The sequence below is a fragment of the Pelosinus fermentans DSM 17108 genome (assembly GCF_000271485.2).
Taxonomy (GTDB): domain Bacteria; phylum Bacillota; class Negativicutes; order DSM-13327; family DSM-13327; genus Pelosinus; species Pelosinus fermentans.
Genome location: NZ_AKVN02000001.1, coordinates 3,187,311 through 3,204,310 on the forward strand (window position 1 = coordinate 3,187,311; position 17,000 = coordinate 3,204,310).

15 protein-coding genes are annotated in these 17,000 nt (G+C 40.3%); 1 reads left to right on the forward strand and 14 read right to left on the reverse strand.

Going from position 1 to position 17,000, the window contains the following annotated elements:
* Positions 1-15 precede the first annotated feature (15 nt).
* From FR7_RS14710 to FR7_RS14735, 6 genes are all read right to left on the reverse strand, one after another.
* Positions 16-687: a DUF1638 domain-containing protein gene (locus FR7_RS14710; protein WP_007931764.1), complete on the reverse strand. Its 672-nt coding sequence runs from the start codon at positions 685-687 to the stop codon at positions 16-18.
* 72 nt (positions 688-759) lie between these two features.
* Entirely contained in the window at positions 760-2,430 is a 1,671-nt protein-coding gene (locus FR7_RS14715) for an ASKHA domain-containing protein (protein ID WP_007931767.1), read from the reverse strand.
* 3 nt (positions 2,431-2,433) lie between these two features.
* Complete coding sequence (locus FR7_RS14720; protein ID WP_007931769.1) at positions 2,434-3,456, reverse strand: methylcobamide--CoM methyltransferase; 1,023 nt, start codon at positions 3,454-3,456, stop codon at positions 2,434-2,436.
* A gap of 31 nt (positions 3,457-3,487) precedes the next feature.
* The gene (locus FR7_RS14725; protein WP_007931771.1) at positions 3,488-4,528 is read right to left on the reverse strand and encodes a uroporphyrinogen decarboxylase family protein; all 1,041 of its coding nucleotides are present in this window, start codon (positions 4,526-4,528) and stop codon (positions 3,488-3,490) included.
* A complete protein-coding gene (locus FR7_RS14730; protein WP_007931773.1) occupies positions 4,528-5,190 on the reverse strand; it encodes a corrinoid protein in 663 nt (220 codons plus the stop codon). The genes FR7_RS14725 and FR7_RS14730 overlap by 1 nt, the downstream gene beginning before the upstream one ends.
* Before the next feature lie 41 nt (positions 5,191-5,231).
* Complete coding sequence (locus tag FR7_RS14735; protein WP_007931774.1) at positions 5,232-6,311, reverse strand: uroporphyrinogen decarboxylase family protein; 1,080 nt, start codon at positions 6,309-6,311, stop codon at positions 5,232-5,234.
* A gap of 586 nt (positions 6,312-6,897) precedes the next feature.
* Between FR7_RS14735 and FR7_RS14740 the strand changes: the two genes are divergently transcribed.
* Entirely contained in the window at positions 6,898-7,458 is a 561-nt protein-coding gene (locus FR7_RS14740) for a nitroreductase family protein (RefSeq protein WP_007931775.1), read from the forward strand.
* A 122-nt stretch (positions 7,459-7,580) separates the two neighbouring features.
* Here the strand turns inward: FR7_RS14740 and metA are convergent, their stop codons facing one another.
* The 8 genes from metA to FR7_RS23925 form a co-directional block, all read right to left on the reverse strand.
* Positions 7,581-8,534: a homoserine O-acetyltransferase MetA gene (gene metA / locus FR7_RS14745; RefSeq protein ID WP_007931777.1), complete on the reverse strand. Its 954-nt coding sequence runs from the start codon at positions 8,532-8,534 to the stop codon at positions 7,581-7,583.
* 107 nt (positions 8,535-8,641) lie between these two features.
* A complete protein-coding gene (gene ligA / locus FR7_RS14750) occupies positions 8,642-10,678 on the reverse strand; it encodes an NAD-dependent DNA ligase LigA (protein WP_007931778.1) in 2,037 nt (678 codons plus the stop codon).
* 135 nt (positions 10,679-10,813) lie between these two features.
* Positions 10,814-13,039, reverse strand: coding sequence for a DNA helicase PcrA (gene pcrA / locus FR7_RS14755; RefSeq protein WP_007931780.1), 2,226 nt, complete (start codon positions 13,037-13,039; stop codon positions 10,814-10,816).
* Between the two features lie 147 nt (positions 13,040-13,186).
* Positions 13,187-14,824 carry a putative manganese-dependent inorganic diphosphatase gene (locus tag FR7_RS14760; protein WP_007931782.1) on the reverse strand — a complete coding sequence of 546 codons (1,638 nt, stop codon included), beginning with the start codon at positions 14,822-14,824 and terminating at the stop codon, positions 13,187-13,189.
* Positions 14,825-14,943: 119 nt separating this feature from the next.
* Positions 14,944-15,609, reverse strand: a complete 666-nt coding sequence (locus FR7_RS14765) for a TVP38/TMEM64 family protein (protein ID WP_007931784.1) — start codon at positions 15,607-15,609, stop codon at positions 14,944-14,946.
* A 159-nt stretch (positions 15,610-15,768) separates the two neighbouring features.
* Positions 15,769-16,386, reverse strand: coding sequence for a DUF3793 family protein (locus tag FR7_RS14770; protein WP_007931786.1), 618 nt, complete (start codon positions 16,384-16,386; stop codon positions 15,769-15,771).
* 33 nt (positions 16,387-16,419) lie between these two features.
* Positions 16,420-16,710 carry a DUF2325 domain-containing protein gene (locus FR7_RS14775; protein ID WP_007931788.1) on the reverse strand — a complete coding sequence of 97 codons (291 nt, stop codon included), beginning with the start codon at positions 16,708-16,710 and terminating at the stop codon, positions 16,420-16,422.
* A 111-nt stretch (positions 16,711-16,821) separates the two neighbouring features.
* Positions 16,822-16,977 carry a hypothetical protein gene (locus tag FR7_RS23925; RefSeq protein ID WP_007931789.1) on the reverse strand — a complete coding sequence of 52 codons (156 nt, stop codon included), beginning with the start codon at positions 16,975-16,977 and terminating at the stop codon, positions 16,822-16,824.
* Positions 16,978-17,000 lie beyond the last annotated feature (23 nt).

Here is a 17,000-nt window from a genome sequence, read left to right on the forward strand (position 1 = left end):
TATCGTTGAACTCATTCACATTTCCAATTTCCCTTCATAAAATGCCCACTCATCGATGGATTCCCCAGAAGGAACAGTAATAAAATCCTTCGTATCCCAAGGTCCTTTTACAATCTTTTCAATAAAGGATATTTTCCCCTCTGTGATCTGATGGGTTAATCCCAGCAATTCTGCTATCTGATGTGATCTTTGCAAAAAAAATGCTTCTCTCTCACTGCCTGTTCGGATAAATAGTACCCGTCGATAGCTGCTATACATTCTGCTAAAAACAGCGGTCGCTTTTCTTTCGCCATATTTTTGATAAATGCGATCATATTCTGATAATATGGCTCGTTCACCATTCATCCAGCCGCCTGACAAATACAAAGTGCCTTTCTCTTCTAAACGAAATGTTTCATAAGATGCTGTGGAACCTAAAAGCAGGGGAATACAATCATGCACTTTGGGTATTGTCAACATAAAGCCAACAGCCTTTAAATTTCTAGCTGCTCCACCGCACAATCCAAAGGCTAGGATCACTCTAGAGTACCCTGATAAACCATCAAGAAGATGTTGCAGCTCTTCACCTAATTTTTCTGGATGCAGATGCAATCCCATGGAAATAAACTCGAAATCAATATCACAACCTGATGCTGCTCTTACTAATTCTTCTTTCATAACTTCACAGGCAATAATTTTTATCGTCATACGATCAGCTCCATACTGCGCTCTCCATACTAACTCATTTTATTAGAAAGCAAACTCATTCTATACAATGAGTTATACCGAACTAAATTCCAAACATTTAGCAAATAAGCGATCGAAGTTATCCACTGTTGCCAGCTCAATCACATGAATCGCCTTCACCGCTTCGGCCATCCTGCCTCTGACAAATCGATTCAATAAAAACGCCTGCCCACCAGATTTTGAAGTATTGCCTAAAAATTGAATTTTATTGTGAAAACTTTGAGGCAAAAGTCCGATATGAATCAAACTATCAGGATTGAGATGATAACCAAAAGAACCAGCAATAAATATACGATCAACCTCTTGTCCTGTCACGCCCTGACTCGTTAACAAGGCTTCAATACCAGCTCGAATAGCCCCTTTGGCCAGTTGAACCTGCCGAATATCCTTTTGCGAAAGATAGACATTTTCACCTAATGAAAATACGGTTTTCCCCTCGCGTTTGACCAAATGCTCCGCCAAGTATTCTGGTAGATTACCATCTTTAAGCTTGCCATTCTTACCAATTATGTCATGGACAACGAGTTCACCTACAACATCAATAAGACCGCTGCCACATATTCCAATTGCTGCCCCATCACCAATTGTTTTCATTTTCAGTCCTTCATCAGTAATGGTAAAAGCTTCAATCGCACCAGCCGCTGCTCGCATACCACAGGCAATATTCATTCCTTCAAAAGCCGGACCAGCCGCCGTAGATGTAACAGACAGACTACCGTCTTTACTCAGTGCCATTTCACCATTGGTGCCAATATCAATAAAAAGGCTGATGCCAGTAAGCTCCGTAAGTTGGGCTGCCAAAATACCGGAGGTAATATCTGGTCCTACATAGGCTGAAATAATAGGCGGCAGATAAATACCAGCCAAAGGGGAAGCTTGCAGTCCATGGTCAGCAGCATGAACCTGCTCATGTCCATATAACGCCGGTAAATAAGGGTATTTCCCTAGGCTGGCGGGGTTCACTCGAGTCGCCAGATGCAGCATGCAGGTATTGCCGCTAAACACAATTTCATAGACATGGTGACGATTAATCTTAGCCTTAGCCGCAGCTTCAATCAGCAGGTGATTTAGTTCATTGATCAAGGCAAAATACATCGTATCCAGCCCTTCTGAGGTGGATGCATACTTTATGCGGGAAAGAACATCCTGGGCATAACGGCTCTGAGGATTCAAAGCGGATACTGTCACAAGTTCCTGACCAGAGTGAAGATCAAATAAAGCAAGTACCACCGTAGTTGTTCCAATATCCACAACTGCTCCATAATTAGTTTGAACTGTATCTCCTTCTTCCACCCCTAGGAGTACCCCGTTTGCTATTACTTTTGTCTTACCAACTTGGTTATCATATACTTTTTGAATTGAACACGCCAATTCTACCATAAGATGTTGTCCCGTGCTTAGGATTTGCAGACTTTCGTTGTCAAGCCGATCTATGGTTTCTACTTCTACATCATCCTGCACTTCTGCGCAGCAAGCCAAAGCAATTCCCTGAAATTTTTCTATGTTAGAAAGTCCGAGATTTCCCCTTAATACCATTTTATTGGCGAAATCACCAGTTATTTTCACTTTGCATTTACCGCAGGTTCCATTCCCGTTGCAAGGTGAATCAATCATAACCTCCGCTAAACGCGCTGCTGCCAGTACTGTTGTCCCAGCTATTACGTCTACTACTTTATCATTGCTTTTAAAATACACTACCGGCATACTTCATTTCTCCTTCACAGTACCAGACATCGCTTTTATATTATCCAAAGGGGTTGAGGTACTCAAACCACAAGCTGGAGCAATAATATCAATGCCTTCTTGCAGCAAATGCCTAGTGTTATGGACTACTTTCTCCGGAGTCGCCATCTCTAGCAAATAGGTGCTAACATTCCCCATGGTAACCAACTTGGGGAACTCCTCTTTGAGCTTCCGCAAATTCACCATGGCATCCGTACTAATAGCATCAGCCTTCAATTCTGGTAAAGTATGTTTTACCGCGTTTATATTTCCGCAAATATGTACAATGACAGGTACGCCTTGAGAATGAATCGCCTCAACAATCTTGTTGATATATACCAGAGGGTATTCACAAAAAATGCGAGGTCCTAAGATTTCTCCAGTAGCTGTCGGATCAGCAATGGAAATAACATCCGCACCATTGTCAATCATTAATGCAGCATAAGCAATTAAAAAGTCACTTACATATTCCATTACTTTATGAGCAGCTAACGGATTGCGGCGCAAGTCCTTCAAAAAAACCATGGGATCAACAATAGAAGCCGCTGTACTGACCGGTCCGGTCAGATTGCCAATGACCGGAATATCAGGAAATCGCCTCGCCACACTATAAGTCGCCTGCATCACCGTATTAACCCGTCCTGTTTGGAGCATAACAGCAAATTCGCGGAAATCTACAGCCGATGACGATGAAAAAACTTCTTGCGTAATTTTAGGCTCACATTTCATGCTGCCATAATCAACTGCGCTGCCCAGTACCTCAGGCTCAACAGTCATACAAAAGGGAATACCTAGATTTTCAAAACCAGTGTTAGTAAAAACATCGACAGCCAATTCAGCCATTAATTTGTCATCACTATGAGCGATAGGCAGAACATGCCCGCCCCGGTTCATAACATCTACAATAGCCGCATTCATCATGCCACCAGGGCAAATGACCGGCGGTCTATCTGTCTTTTCTTTATGCAATACTTTCAATAAACGTTCCTTTGGTGTAAAATTGCTCATTCAAACCGCCCTCTTCTTACTCTTTTCACTATTAACTGGGGTCGCCTATTTTTCGCACCGCATCCATCATGGCGTCAATGTTGACAAACGGCGTTTCTGTAGGAAGACTGCAACCGGAAGCCACAATATATCCCTTCGGGCTGTCATAAGCTTGTTGTACACATTGATTCACTGCCACCCTTACATCATGGGGCGTGCCTTGCAGCATAACTTCTGATGGTGCAATGTTCCCCATAAGACGTACTCTATGACCTACTTTCACCTTAGCTTCCAATAGATTGGCGACATTGTCGATGCTAATGCTGTCTGCGCCAGCATCGACCATTAGATCCCACAATTTATCGGTTTTACCACAAATATGCAATGTGACTGTTTTCCCCCGAGAGTGAATGTAATGAATAAGCCTTTTAATATAAGGATAAGAAAACTCCTGAAATTGTTTTGGGCTAATGATGGTTCCCGAGGACATCGCATCTGTCAGGCTAGGCGTACAACCAATATCAACAATCGCCTTTGCATACCGCAGTGCCGTTTCTAATGACAGCTGACACAAGTCGTGCACAGCTTGTGGATTTCTTCCTACAAGCCGGACTAAGTTTTCCGTACCAATCAGAAAAGCTGCATTGGTGAAGGGACCAGTAATTGCCCCAGTAACGGGCACCTCCTTACCTACCGCTTCCAGAGTAAGTTTCATAGCTTCTAGATGTTGAGGCAAATTACCATCCTTATAAGGGTCCGCAGGTTGCAGACTACGAATGTCTGCAATATTGCTAATGGCTGGCACATCAAGATAAGCAGTCTCATCAGCCGGATAATAAACTTTGGCTCCCATTGCCTCAGCCTGCCCATACAAATCCGTAAAAATTCTGATCACATCATAGCGAAATCGACGATAGGCTGCAATTTGTGCCTTCGCTATTAATTTTCCATTTCCCTGGAATTCAGACACCTTGACACCGATTACTCTTGCCGCAGTATTCCCAACAATAGGTACGCAAGGCAATCGATCAATTACCGCTCCCTTATTATAAGCCGCCATTCTCTCTAATGGTGTCATCGCCTCAAAAACCATTAGGCCGCTCCTCCGGTAAGCTGCCGAGCCAAACGTACGGCAGTTGCCGCATTCACAGCGTAACTATCTGCACCGATTTTATCAGCAAAGGCTTGTGAAACGGGCGCACCGCCAATCATGACTTTAAACTGTTCTCGAATATCTTGCTGCTGCAGTAAGCGGATGACTTCTGCCAGCCCATCCATCGTTGTTGTCATTAGCGTGGAAATAGCAATAATTTTAGCATCCTGTTCTTTTGCTGTATCAATAAATTTCTGTGGTGAAATATCCCGCCCAAGATCAATTATCTCATAGCCAGAAGTTTCTAATAAAATCTTCACCAGATTTTTACCAATATCGTGAGTATCACCTTCAATAACTCCAATGACAATTTTGACTTTTTCCTCTGCAGCTCCTTCTTTCGCTTTAAGATGGGGTTTCAAAACACTAAGTCCGGCATACATAGCATCCGAACACATTAACAGTTCAGGAATAAAATATTCTTCCTCTTCAAACAGCCGCCCTGCCACTTCCATACCAGCAGAAAGCCCCTTTTCAATCGCTTCATAGGCATCAATACCTTCCGCTACGATAATTTGGGATAACTCCACCGCTTTTTCTTCATCCATGTCTACCACAGCATCAGCCAACTGTTTGAGTAATTCTTCTTTATTATTTGCCATACTATCCTTCTCCTTTGCTCATACATTCAATTTATATTTTTTTAGCTAAAATTGCTTAATCGTAGTGGATATCTGCCAAATTCCCGGGCTGCCTGAAATAATGCCTGTATGTTTTCCACTGGAGCACCCATCGGCAGCCCGCACCCTAAAGACAATATATAACCTTTGGGATTATCATAACCTTTTGCCAGACACTCTTTAGCATCCTGCCGTACGTCTTTTGGAGTTCCCAGGTACATGGTTGCTGTGGGTTTGACATTGCCAAACAGGGTAACCTGTTCACCAACTGCTTTCTTAGCAGCAGCCAAATCAATCGTATCGTCCAAGCTCAATATACCGGCACCAGTGGCGACCATATCCTGCCAGATCTTCGTAGTATTGCCACAAATATGCAGGGATGGAGCACTGCCAGTCAAATCTTTAATCGTCGTTGTAAGCTTTTGTAAATAGGGAAAAGCAAACTCACGAAATTGTTTTGGACTGATTAATGTCGGTGAAGCAGTGGGGTCAGCGATACTTACTTTAGCTCCCAACTTAGCAGCCTCTTTCACATAGGCAATCGTACTCTCTAAAGAAAACTGCAACAACCGATGTGCAAATTCCGGATTCCGATATAGCTCCCGCAAAAAAGCCTCTGTTCCTCTTATATTAGCTGCTGTAGTAAAGGGACCGGCTACATTACTAGTCACCGGAACAGAGTCACCCAGACGGTCAACTAAAATTTGTAAAGCCCCTAAATGTATGGGCAGCCTCCCATCGAGCCACGGATTGGGGATTTTCAGTTTATCCAAATCTGCTGGCTGTTTCACCGCCACCTCCGTAATATAAGGAGTATTCTCCTCTTTCGGATAATACACGATACTGCCTACAGCCTCAGCAATGCCCGGTAAACCTGGTCCAGCTGCCACTGCTTCAGCACCCAATATGTTGTGAGCGGCAATTTGAGTCTGCGCTGTTTTTTCGCTTGAAAAATAGCATTCCCAATGAGGAATTCCTGCTACTTTTCCCGCCTGATTATGAATCACTACTCCACAAGGCACCCGATCATAGGGTCTTCCTTTCAATACTGCTTCCAGACGTTCCTTCGGTGTCATTTCATCACGAAGACTCAAAACGGCCATCTCTCGCACCTCATTTCATCTTTTTACCTGACATACTAAAAACAAAAAGGCAAAAACTGATTCTACATACGCTAGAATCAATTCTTGCCTTCAGTTTCCTACTGATCGGTCACTATATACTATTTACATACTGTCATTTTAGCAACCTCACATGGAAATAATAAAAAAGCCTGCACAGAAATAACTCTGCCAGGCCTTCAGCTTTTTGCCAATCAGCTTGCTTTAATCACGCTATAGATACAATTATCTTTATTTAACATGATATTAGCACGTATAAATTACGTTGTCAATGGCAATGCAATTGTATCATTACATTTTTAAATGAACCTTGACAGCAGAATTGGTCTGTAGTACTATTAGTTCAATCACTTTCGTAAATAGCAAAATACCCTATAGCTGATCGGGAAAAGCTGAAGGCTAAGTATATTGATATAATATACTTAGCCTTCAATTTTTTTTGCTAAAATGTATCAGTTGTGCAGGTAGGAAAAAGATAAGACTTTCGGATTCATATTAAACAAGCTGCATATCCCAAAGAGAATTGCTATGTAACTTGTTAATATAAAAACAGTAGGAGGACAACAACATGAGTGAAATTGTAAAGGCAATCTTGCAGCGCAGGAGCATTAGAAACTTCAAACAAGAGCAGATTAAGGACAGTGAATTAGCGGTAATTCTCGAAGCAGGCCAATTTGCTCCCAGCGCCCGAAATGAACAATCCTGGCACTTTACTGTAATACAAAACAAGGATTTGCTAGGAAAAATCAACGAAGTCCTTCGGACAATTTTTTTTAATTCAGGAAACCCAGATTTTGCAGAACGAGCCAAAGCCGAAAATTTTAGCCCCTTTTACCATGCACCAACATTAATTATTGTTTCTGGTAATGAAAAAGCAATTGCTCCACAACATAATGGCAGCCTTGCATTAGGAAATTTATTTCTCGCTGCCCATGCTTTGGACATAGGATCTGTTTGGATTCACTCTCTACGCTCTTTGTTTGATATTGAAGAAGGACGATCCTTAAATAGGGAATTAGGTATTCCTGAGGGCTATTCAATCGTTGCTTCCGGAGCATTTGGCTACAATGCCGGCGAAAAACCAACTCCTGCCCCGCGCAAAGAAGGTACAATAACGATTATAAAATAGAAATACGATGGTAGTCATACTATAAATGGCTCCTATGAAAAAGTAGAGGCTGTATTCCATTCATCATGGAATACAGCCTCTACATTACTCCACAGCTGACAAATAACTAGAAAGTGTTTTAGTTAAATCCCATCCCCATCAATACCACGCAATTCATCTTCACTTAAGCGATTCAAATCAAAAGGAGTTCCTTGATATACATAATAATTAAGCCAATTGGAAAACAGTAAATTGGCTGCACTGCGCCAACGCACGATTGGTGTTTTTTGAGGATCATCATTGGGATAATAATTGACTGGAATATTAATAGGCAACCCTTCTGCCACATCACGATCATATTCTGTTTTAAGAGTTAATACATCATATTCAGCATGACCCGTAATAAATAAATGCCGATAGGTTTTGTCAATGACTGCATAAACACCCGCCTCTTCTGACTCAGACAGGATGGATAATTGGGGCACCTTCTCCACATCTTCTTTTTTTATATCTGTATGTCTGGAATGAGGAACATAAAAAACTTCATCAAAGCCCCGAAATAACATTTTTTCTTTCATATTTACAGTGTGAGGAAACACACCAAATAATTTTTGAGGTAAGTCATGTTTAGGAATACCGTAATAATGATACAAAGCAGCTTGAGCTCCCCAGCAAATATGTAGGGTAGAGTAGACATTCTTTCTACTCCAATCCATAATTTCACACAACTCACTCCAATAGACAACTTCCTCATAAGGCATTTTTTCCACTGGCGCACCAGTAATGATCATGCCATCATACTTACGATCTTTCACATCAGCAAAAGTCTCATAGAACTTAACGAGATGTTCATGAGGTGTATTTTTAGGTTCATAGGTCGCTGTGTAGATGAAATCAAATTCTACCTGCAGGGGTGAATTCCCCAATAACCGGAGTAATTGTGTCTCTGTAACAATTTTCGTCGGCATCAAATTTAATAATAATATTCGAAGTGGGCGTATATCTTGCGCATAGGCACGATCTTCATCCATTGTAAAAATATTTTCTTTCTCAAGAATATTTACAGCTGGCAAATTATTGGGGATTTTTATAGGCATATTCTTTGACTCCTTTTCACTTGAAAAATCATTAGAACAATTTACGTAACTTTTATTCTAATGCAATTCTCCAAAAAGTCCTAATATTCCTTTTCACTATTTTTAAATTATTCAACATTCCCAACCATTTTTAGAAAATCTTCTTCCTCTAGCACTTCTATTCCTAACTCCTGAGCTTTATCAAGTTTACTGCCTGCTTCTGTACCAGCAACTACATAATTCGTTTTTTTACTAACTGATCCGGATACTTTACCACCTAATTTTTGAATCATGTCAGCGGCCTGATTACGACTCATTTTATCTAAGGTTCCTGTTAATACAAACGTTTTCCCTGAGAAAAGCTGATTTTCCGTAATTATTTGCTTTTCTTCTGTCATATTTAACCCAGCAGTTTCAAGTCTAGCAACCAGTTCCAAATTTTCTTCAGCAGCAAAATATGCAACGATGCTTTCTGCAATTTTAGTGCCTACTTCATCCAGCTCCAGCAGTTCTTCTACTGAAGCTTGCTTTATATCCTCCATATTACCATAACGCTTTGCTACGATTCCGGCAGCTTTTACGCCAACGTGACGAATGCCTAAAGCAAATAACAATCTGGACAAGCCTGCCTGTTTGCTGTTTTCAATAGCAGTGAGCAGATTTTCTGCTGACTTCTTACCCATTCGTGGTACTGTAAGGACTTGTTCCATTTCTAATCGATACAAGTCTGCCACATCTTTAACAAGGCCAGTATCCACTAAGGCATTTAATACTGCTGGCCCCAAGCCATCAATATTCATAGCATCACGAGATACAAAGTGAATTAAGCCTTCCCGAAAAAGTGCAGGACAATGGGGATTTGTACACTTGTGAGCAGACTCCCCCTCTTGCCTTATTACTTTACCTTTGCATTCAGGACATTCCTCTGGCATAACAAAGGGGATCTCCCCTCCAGTACGTTTCTCCTTTACCACTGCAACAACTTTCGGAATGACTTCTCCTGCTTTATGAATAATTACCGTATCTCCAATACGAATATCTTTTTCTTCTATATAGTCTTGATTATGTAAGGTCGCTCGGCTAACGGTAGAACCGGCTACTCTTACAGGGCGAAGAATTGCTGTTGGCGTCAAAACTCCCGTCCGGCCAAGCCCGACAAAAATATCTTCTACCACAGTAATCGCTTGTTCCGCTGGAAATTTATAAGCAATCGCCCATCTTGGGTCTTTAGCTGTATAACCTAAGATTTGCTGACTGCTTAAATCATTTACCTTTATGACCATCCCATCAATCTCATAAGGAAGTTCATGACGCTTTTCAGCAAAACCCGTACAGTAAGCAATCACATCTTCGATCTGATTAAATATCTGATAATGAGGGTTGGTTTTTAATCCTAGCTGACTGAGATATCCTAGCACCTGTCCATGTGTAGTTAATTCAATACCTGTATAAGTACCAATACCGTATACAAAAACATCTAAGGCTCGATTAGCTGTCACTTTCGGGTCAAGCTGGCGCAAAGACCCTGCAGCAGCATTACGCGGATTTGCTAATAATGCTTCGCCTGCTTCTTCTCGTTCATGATTTAAACGCTCAAATTCCTTACGGGGCATATAAATTTCACCACGCACCTCCAGAAAAGAAGGAATTCCAGCATGATCACCACGCAGCATTAACGGTATTGATTTAATGGTTCGAATATTCGTAGTCACGTCTTCTCCCTGGGTACCATCGCCCCGGGTAACACCACTTACCAAATGACCGTTTTCATAGATTAAATTAATTGCTAAACCATCAATCTTTAGTTCTACTACATATTCAATATCCTGCTCTTCTCCCAGACCATTTTGCACTCGATTATGAAAAGCTAATAATTCATCTGCAGCAAAGCAGTTTCCTAAACTGCGCATGGGTGTAGCATGATTTACACGCTTAAAACCGCCTGCAACCATGCCGCCCACTCGCTGGGTAGGAGAATCCGCCGTGATCAGTTGGGGATAAGATGATTCCAGCTCGATTAAACTGCGCATTAACAGATCAAATTCTCCATCCCCCATTTCAGGATCATCAAGAACATAGTAACGATAGTTGTGATAATGGAGTTGTTCACGCAACTGGATGATTTTGTTTTGAATTTCCTGTATATCATCTAGCTTTTTTTCCACGGCTTTGCTATCACTCCCAAATTAGAATCAGGAAAGCTGCAGCATAGACTGCAGCTTTCTTATATTGTCACAAAGTATCTTTCTTTTATACCAGCTGCACTAACATACAGCCCAAGGCTTACTATTCCTTCTCTATTACACTTTGGTAATCGGCGCCATATTCGCAACGACAAGTTTGATGCCAAGGCCCGGAAACGCAATTTTAAGCTCCTGGCTGTCTCCGCTCCCCTTCACCTCAATGACAGTACCAACTCCCCACTTTGTATGCTGAGCCTTATCAGCGACTTTCCAAGTACCACGGCTTTGCTCTTTTTGAGGATGAGCTTTCACAATAGGAGCTCGCAGGGGACTTTGTACAACGGTGGAACTTGAAGCAGGTGGATTGATGGTCGCCTTACTTCCATTACTGGCAAAACCATAATGATTTTGCCTGCCTGAATATTTTTCCACCATGGCACTCGGAATTTCGCTCAAGAACCGGGATAAAGGAAACATTTGCGTCCTGCCATAAATGGTGCGCATGCGGGCATTGGTCATATATAATTTGCGGCGGGCTCTTGTAATACCTACATAGCAAATTCGCCGTTCTTCTTCAATTTCTTCTTCATTCATTAATGTGCGTGAATGAGGGAAAAGCCCTTCTTCCATACCAGCCATAAAAACGACTGGAAATTCCAATCCTTTTGCAGAGTGCAGTGTCATAAGTGTAACACGGGCCTCTGATATTTCAGCATTATCAATATCAGCAACCAAAGCAACCTGCTCTAAGAACCGTTCTAAAGTTTCTTCCCCGTCACTCTTGGCAAACTCCTTTGCAACACTTAGAAACTCTTTTAAATTGTCCAGCCTATTTTCATCTTGCAAATCAGTGCTCTTTTGCAACTCCTCTACATAACCAGAGTCATGCATTACTTTGTTCACTAATTCTACAACAGACAAGGAATGTACTTGAGCCATTAAGTTAAAAATCAGTTCCGCCAAAAATTCTAACGGAGCTTTTGCTCTTGCAGTAAGTCCTGGTACTAATTCAGGATTACTCACCACATCAAACAATGTCATATTATTCTCTGCAGCATAAGCTGTTAAGCGGCTAATCGTAGTATCTCCAAGTCCCCTCCTAGGCACGTTGATAATTCGCAAAAGACTGACACTATCTGCCGGATTAAAAATAACTCGCAAATAAGCTAAGATATCTTTGATCTCCTTACGGTCATAGAATTTTAATCCTCCTACAATCACATAAGGAATACCAGCCTGCATGAAAGCTTCTTCAATCGCCCTAGACTGGGTATTGGTGCGATATAATATTGCAACGTCACCATAAGACGTACGATACACTGTATTTAGCTTAGTAATAGTATCCCCAATGAACTGGGCTTCATCCTTCTCATGGTGAGCTAAATAGTGAGTAATCAGTTCACCTTGAGGATTTTGCGTCCACAATTCCTTCGGTTTCCGGGAGCTATTGTGCTCAATTACAGCATTGGCAGCATCTAAAATCACCTGAGTCGAACGATAATTTTGCTCTAAGGTAATCATTTTGGCTTCTGGATAATCTTTTTCAAAATCTAAAATATTACGAATATCCGCTCCCCGCCAACCATAAATACTCTGATCCGCATCACCTACAACACAAAGATTGCGATGCTTATCCGCCAGCATACCTGCCAACAAATATTGGGCTCTATTTGTATCTTGGTATTCATCAATCATAATATAGTGAAATTTACGTTGGTATTTTGCCAAAACCTCTTCATTATTCTGTAAGAGCCTCACCGATAACATGAGCAGATCATCAAAATCCAAGGCATTGTTAGTACGTAATTTCTGTTGGTATAACTGATAGATTTCTGCTATTTTTTGTTCATGAAAATTACTGGATAAGGATGTGAATTGCTGTTCATCTTGTAAGGCATTCTTAGCATTGGATATGGCAGCTAAAACACTGCTTGGCTGAAACTGCTTATCATCCAGATTTAATTGTTTTAAACAACTTTTAACGAGAGACTGGGTATCGGAAGTATCATAAATTACAAAATTACTTTTATAACCAGCCATTCCGCTAATCTCCATACGCAGTAATTTAGCACAAAAAGCATGAAACGTACTAAGCCAAATATCTTTGGATTGAGCACCGACCATAGTATGCACGCGCTCTTTCATTTCTGCAGCAGCTTTATTCGTAAAGGTAATGGCTAAAATATTATAAGGCGCTACACCTTGTTCCAAAAGATAGGCAATGCGGCAAGTTAATACCTTGGTCTTACCAGATCCTGCACCCGCCATAATGAGTAGTGGTCCATTGGTATGTAAAACCGCTTCTCTTTGCATGGGATTTAAGCCAGCGATAATATTTTGCATAGTTTCCTCCGTAGTAACACAACTTTTGAGTTTTAATAACCTTAATTAATTCGGCAAAATTGTGATAGTTCCTGTTAATTATAAAAAAATAGATTATATAGAGCATTTTAAGCTCTTCTATAATCTATTTATAGCCAAACCGCTGAACTATATTCTTGCGGCTTCTGACATGGGTGGAATAATCTGCTTCTTTCGCGACATAACGCCCGGGAGGTACAGAACTCGCTCCTTACCCTCGCTGCCAAAGGCTTGCTTTAACAAACTTACAGGCTGCCCAATGTATACTAAATGAGTGCCCTCATTCAAAATATCTGTAACCATTAATAAAACCATATCATAGTTTTCCTTCTGACGCAGTGCTTCCATACTCTGCTGCAATTCTTCTTTTATCGATAGAACTTCATCAGCATCCATAACAGATATTTGTCCAATCGTCATCCGATAATCGCCAATCTGAAATTCCTTAATGTCATTGGCAATAATATCAGCAGTTGACATTCCCTTAATACTAGCTCCTGCTTTTAATATACTCATTCCAAACCCATGAACATCTAGCTGGGCAAGTTCTGCTAATTGCTTAGCAGTTCGTTGATCCTTGTCAGTGCAGGTTGGTGATTTAAATAAAACCGTATCAGATAAAATAGCCGCTAATAATAAACCTGCAATATTTGAGGGTATGGTTATATTACGATGCCAGTACATGTTGGCAACAATTGTAGCTGTGCAGCCAACAGGCTCATGCCGGATAAAGATCGGTTCACTCGTTTGCAAGCCGCCTAAGCGGTGATGGTCAATGATCTCTATAATTTGGGCTTCTTCAATCCCTTCAACAGCCTGCCCGCTTTCATTATGATCTACAAGAATTACTTTTGTCCGCTCCTGCACAATCAATTTATCACGATGAATGGCTCCGACTAATTTTCCATTTTCTACAACTGGATATACCCGGTAATTCGTATCAGCGACTATTTTTTTTATATCAGTAACTAAATCTGTAGGTTTAAAGGTAATTACTTCTTTGCGCATGACCATTTCTAACGGAATACTTTGGTTTATTAAACGGGCACAAGTGTAGGTATCATGAGCCGATTCAATAACCAAAACACCTAATCTGGCTGCTTTTTGAATTACTTCTTCATCCACCTTAACATTGCCTGTAACTACCAGGCAGGAAATACCACAATCTAAACAGGTTAATTGTGCATTCTTGCGGTCCCCTACCAATACAATATCATTCGCACTAACAAATTTTTGTATTAAACTGTGGCTTCCAGCTGCAATATGCACTCTGCCTGCTACTTTACGTTCTAAGTTATCTCCGCAGAGCAGACTACCTTCTAAAGCCTTTAACACACCAGTAAAATCTACACCAGCTTGGCTTAAATCCTGCATTTGCAATTCATCAAAATATAAATTCGCTAAATCACCTACGGTAACAACACCCGTCATGAAACGCTTTTCATCTACAACAGGCACTGATTTCACCTTATGTTGTCTCATAATGCGCCCCAAATCCCGCAATGTATCTTTAGGACCCGCCGTTACTACTTCTGACTGCATAATGTCTTTAACTCTCGGATATAAATCCGTAATCAGTTCGGGCGGAACAAACCCTAGCGTTTCTAAAACAAACTTTGTTTCGCTATTTATTTTTCCAACTCTGGCCGCTACAGCATTTACCCCTCTAACTTGCTGAAAATAAGCATAACCAATTGCCGAGCATATGGAATCTGTATCTGGATTGCGATGCCCGACAACATAAGTCGGTTTAGAAAGTTCTGTCATGATAAGTCCTCCAGTGCTATTTCTTATACTGCTACAATTTTTCCACTTTATATTTTACCTTATTTATTGAAAATTGAATAGGCAAGTTATTAATAAAAATAGAAGGGTTTGCCCAAAAGTCAAACCCTTCTATTTTTATTAAGTAAATGATAGGCCAGCGGAGTAAAAAAAACAAGAGCTGCCAAGGCGATTCCAAATAAAAAGGTGGAAGAAAATATATCCAAAAGAGAATACCCTAAAACATTATAGGCAAAGGCACCAGGAATCATCCCAAGAGTCGTGGCCAAAACATAGTCACGAAAACGAATTTTAGATAATCCAGCTAAGTAACTGACTGGATCATAAGGGAAAATAGGTACAATTCGCATAAATAACATGGTACGAAAACCATTAGCCGCCATCTTGCTCTCAAATATCTGTAAATACGAAAATTTACTTAGGTATTTTTGCATTTTTTTACGCCCTAATAAGCGAGCTATTCCAAAGCACAAACATGCACCTAGTACTCCACCAACTACAACATAAATAGTACCCCACCAAGGGCCAAAAGCTAAACCGCCAGCTAACGTGAGAATAATAGCAGGAAATAAAAGCAAGGGTCTGATACTGTACATAAAAACGTACATTACAGGTCCCCACCAACCAAAAGATACTATTACATTACGAATCGATTCAGGCGTCAGGCGACTGACTCCTACAACATGTACAAATGATAAACCTAAAAAGACTAAAACCAATAAAAAACCAGCTTTCATAGCTGATTTCTTTTCACATAGCATCATCATTATTAAATAAAAACCTCAATTATAGTAAGAATAAAGCCCTAATATCGACTTACAGATTATAACTTTATTCTTACTATAATGTAAAGATAAAAATATTCTTTATAATCAAAAACTCCTTTTACCATAGAACTTTCACTAAACTGGGGAATGAGAAGAGATTTAAGCCGTTTGCGAATAAGGACCGCACAACACATCAGTCACTTTGTAACCTTGCATCATCCAACCAGCAACTTGACTTTTCATCTCTTCCATCCGCTGCATGATACCCAGTGAGGTTTCAGGATCACCATATACTTTCCACATACCCTGACAGGTATGACCTTCTTTACCCATGCCCATAAACCCCATAACATCTTTCAAAGGTATTCCCAATAAAATTCCCATTTCGTGGGGGCACATCGATTGAAAGCGTCCTTTAAAATATAGCAGAAGATCTTCTAAACTCATGCTTGTATGATAACCGAATCTTTCTAAAAAGCGTCGATTTTCTTCATCATTAACATAACTGTTTAATAAATCTACACGATAAAAAAGTATTTTCATGCTATGGGGCTCATTTTTAAGTACCAGCCACTCCACATTACCATTTGCTAATAACGCTTCACCATATTGAAGCCACATTGTCTTCATAAAGATTTTGGAGGAATCCATTAGATTAAGCAATGTACCTGGTTTTTCACCGTAAATTGTCGGTGCTAATTCAACCGCCAGCCACTTAAAGAAAAAGTCAGCATCATTCTTACTACCTTGAACTTGCAAAAATTCTTTCCAACACATATCCATTCCACCTTGTAAAAATAATAATGCTGATTAATTCATCACACCTGCAGAAACTAATTTTTCTTCAACAGACCCCCAAGAACGTTTGGCAAACACCAACGGTACATCCTGCGCTTTAGCAACGGCTTTTACCATCTTAGCAGTATTGTGATTCACATAATCAGTTAAGACTAATACAAACTGGGTTTTTTTAGGGATGCTTATTTTATTTTGATTTGAGACTCGCCTTCCATCAATATGAGTCAATTTAGTTACCCCTAACGAATACAGATTCTTTTCAATAATTCCTAAATAATCGGCTCCAATTACAACAATAGACATATTAATATCCCCTTTTCATTTTATTATTTATTCGTTACTTGTTATTGATTATCATTCTCATTAATTGTTTAAAAAATAAAGTTAGCCTAAAAGCTATCTTCATCCCTTTACCTATTTTTCATCATTATTCTTATCTGTACATTCACAGTCGTTACAACTCTCAGAACTGCAACATGATCCTCCTTTTCCTGTTACTTTTTTCCACACAGTTAAAGCAAAATAACCTAATGCCACTGCACCAATGCTATATAGTATCAGGTTTTCCATCTCAAATTCCTCCTTTTAGCATT

What these genes read in the sequence shown, in the direction of transcription:
- metA (WP_007931777.1), bottom strand. Translation starts at nt 8,534, where the DNA reads ATGCCTATAAAAATCCCCAATAATTTGCCAGCTGTAAATATTCTTGAG.
- FR7_RS14730 (WP_007931773.1), bottom strand. Translation starts at nt 5,190, where the DNA reads ATGGCAAATAATAAAGAAGAATTACTCAAACAGTTGGCTGATGCTGTG.
- FR7_RS14765 (WP_007931784.1), bottom strand. Translation starts at nt 15,609, where the DNA reads ATGATGATGCTATGTGAAAAGAAATCAGCTATGAAAGCTGGTTTTTTA.
- FR7_RS14735 (WP_007931774.1), bottom strand. Translation starts at nt 6,311, where the DNA reads ATGGCCGTTTTGAGTCTTCGTGATGAAATGACACCGAAGGAACGTCTG.
- FR7_RS14725 (WP_007931771.1), bottom strand. Translation starts at nt 4,528, where the DNA reads ATGGTTTTTGAGGCGATGACACCATTAGAGAGAATGGCGGCTTATAAT.
- FR7_RS23925 (WP_007931789.1), bottom strand. Translation starts at nt 16,977, where the DNA reads ATGGAAAACCTGATACTATATAGCATTGGTGCAGTGGCATTAGGTTAT.
- FR7_RS14770 (WP_007931786.1), bottom strand. Translation starts at nt 16,386, where the DNA reads ATGTGTTGGAAAGAATTTTTGCAAGTTCAAGGTAGTAAGAATGATGCT.
- FR7_RS14775 (WP_007931788.1), bottom strand. Translation starts at nt 16,710, where the DNA reads ATGTCTATTGTTGTAATTGGAGCCGATTATTTAGGAATTATTGAAAAG.
- FR7_RS14710 (WP_007931764.1), bottom strand. Translation starts at nt 687, where the DNA reads ATGACGATAAAAATTATTGCCTGTGAAGTTATGAAAGAAGAATTAGTA.
- FR7_RS14740 (WP_007931775.1), top strand. Translation starts at nt 6,898, where the DNA reads ATGAGTGAAATTGTAAAGGCAATCTTGCAGCGCAGGAGCATTAGAAAC.
- FR7_RS14760 (WP_007931782.1), bottom strand. Translation starts at nt 14,824, where the DNA reads ATGACAGAACTTTCTAAACCGACTTATGTTGTCGGGCATCGCAATCCA.
- FR7_RS14715 (WP_007931767.1), bottom strand. Translation starts at nt 2,430, where the DNA reads ATGCCGGTAGTGTATTTTAAAAGCAATGATAAAGTAGTAGACGTAATA.
- FR7_RS14720 (WP_007931769.1), bottom strand. Translation starts at nt 3,456, where the DNA reads ATGAGCAATTTTACACCAAAGGAACGTTTATTGAAAGTATTGCATAAA.
- pcrA (WP_007931780.1), bottom strand. Translation starts at nt 13,039, where the DNA reads ATGCAAAATATTATCGCTGGCTTAAATCCCATGCAAAGAGAAGCGGTT.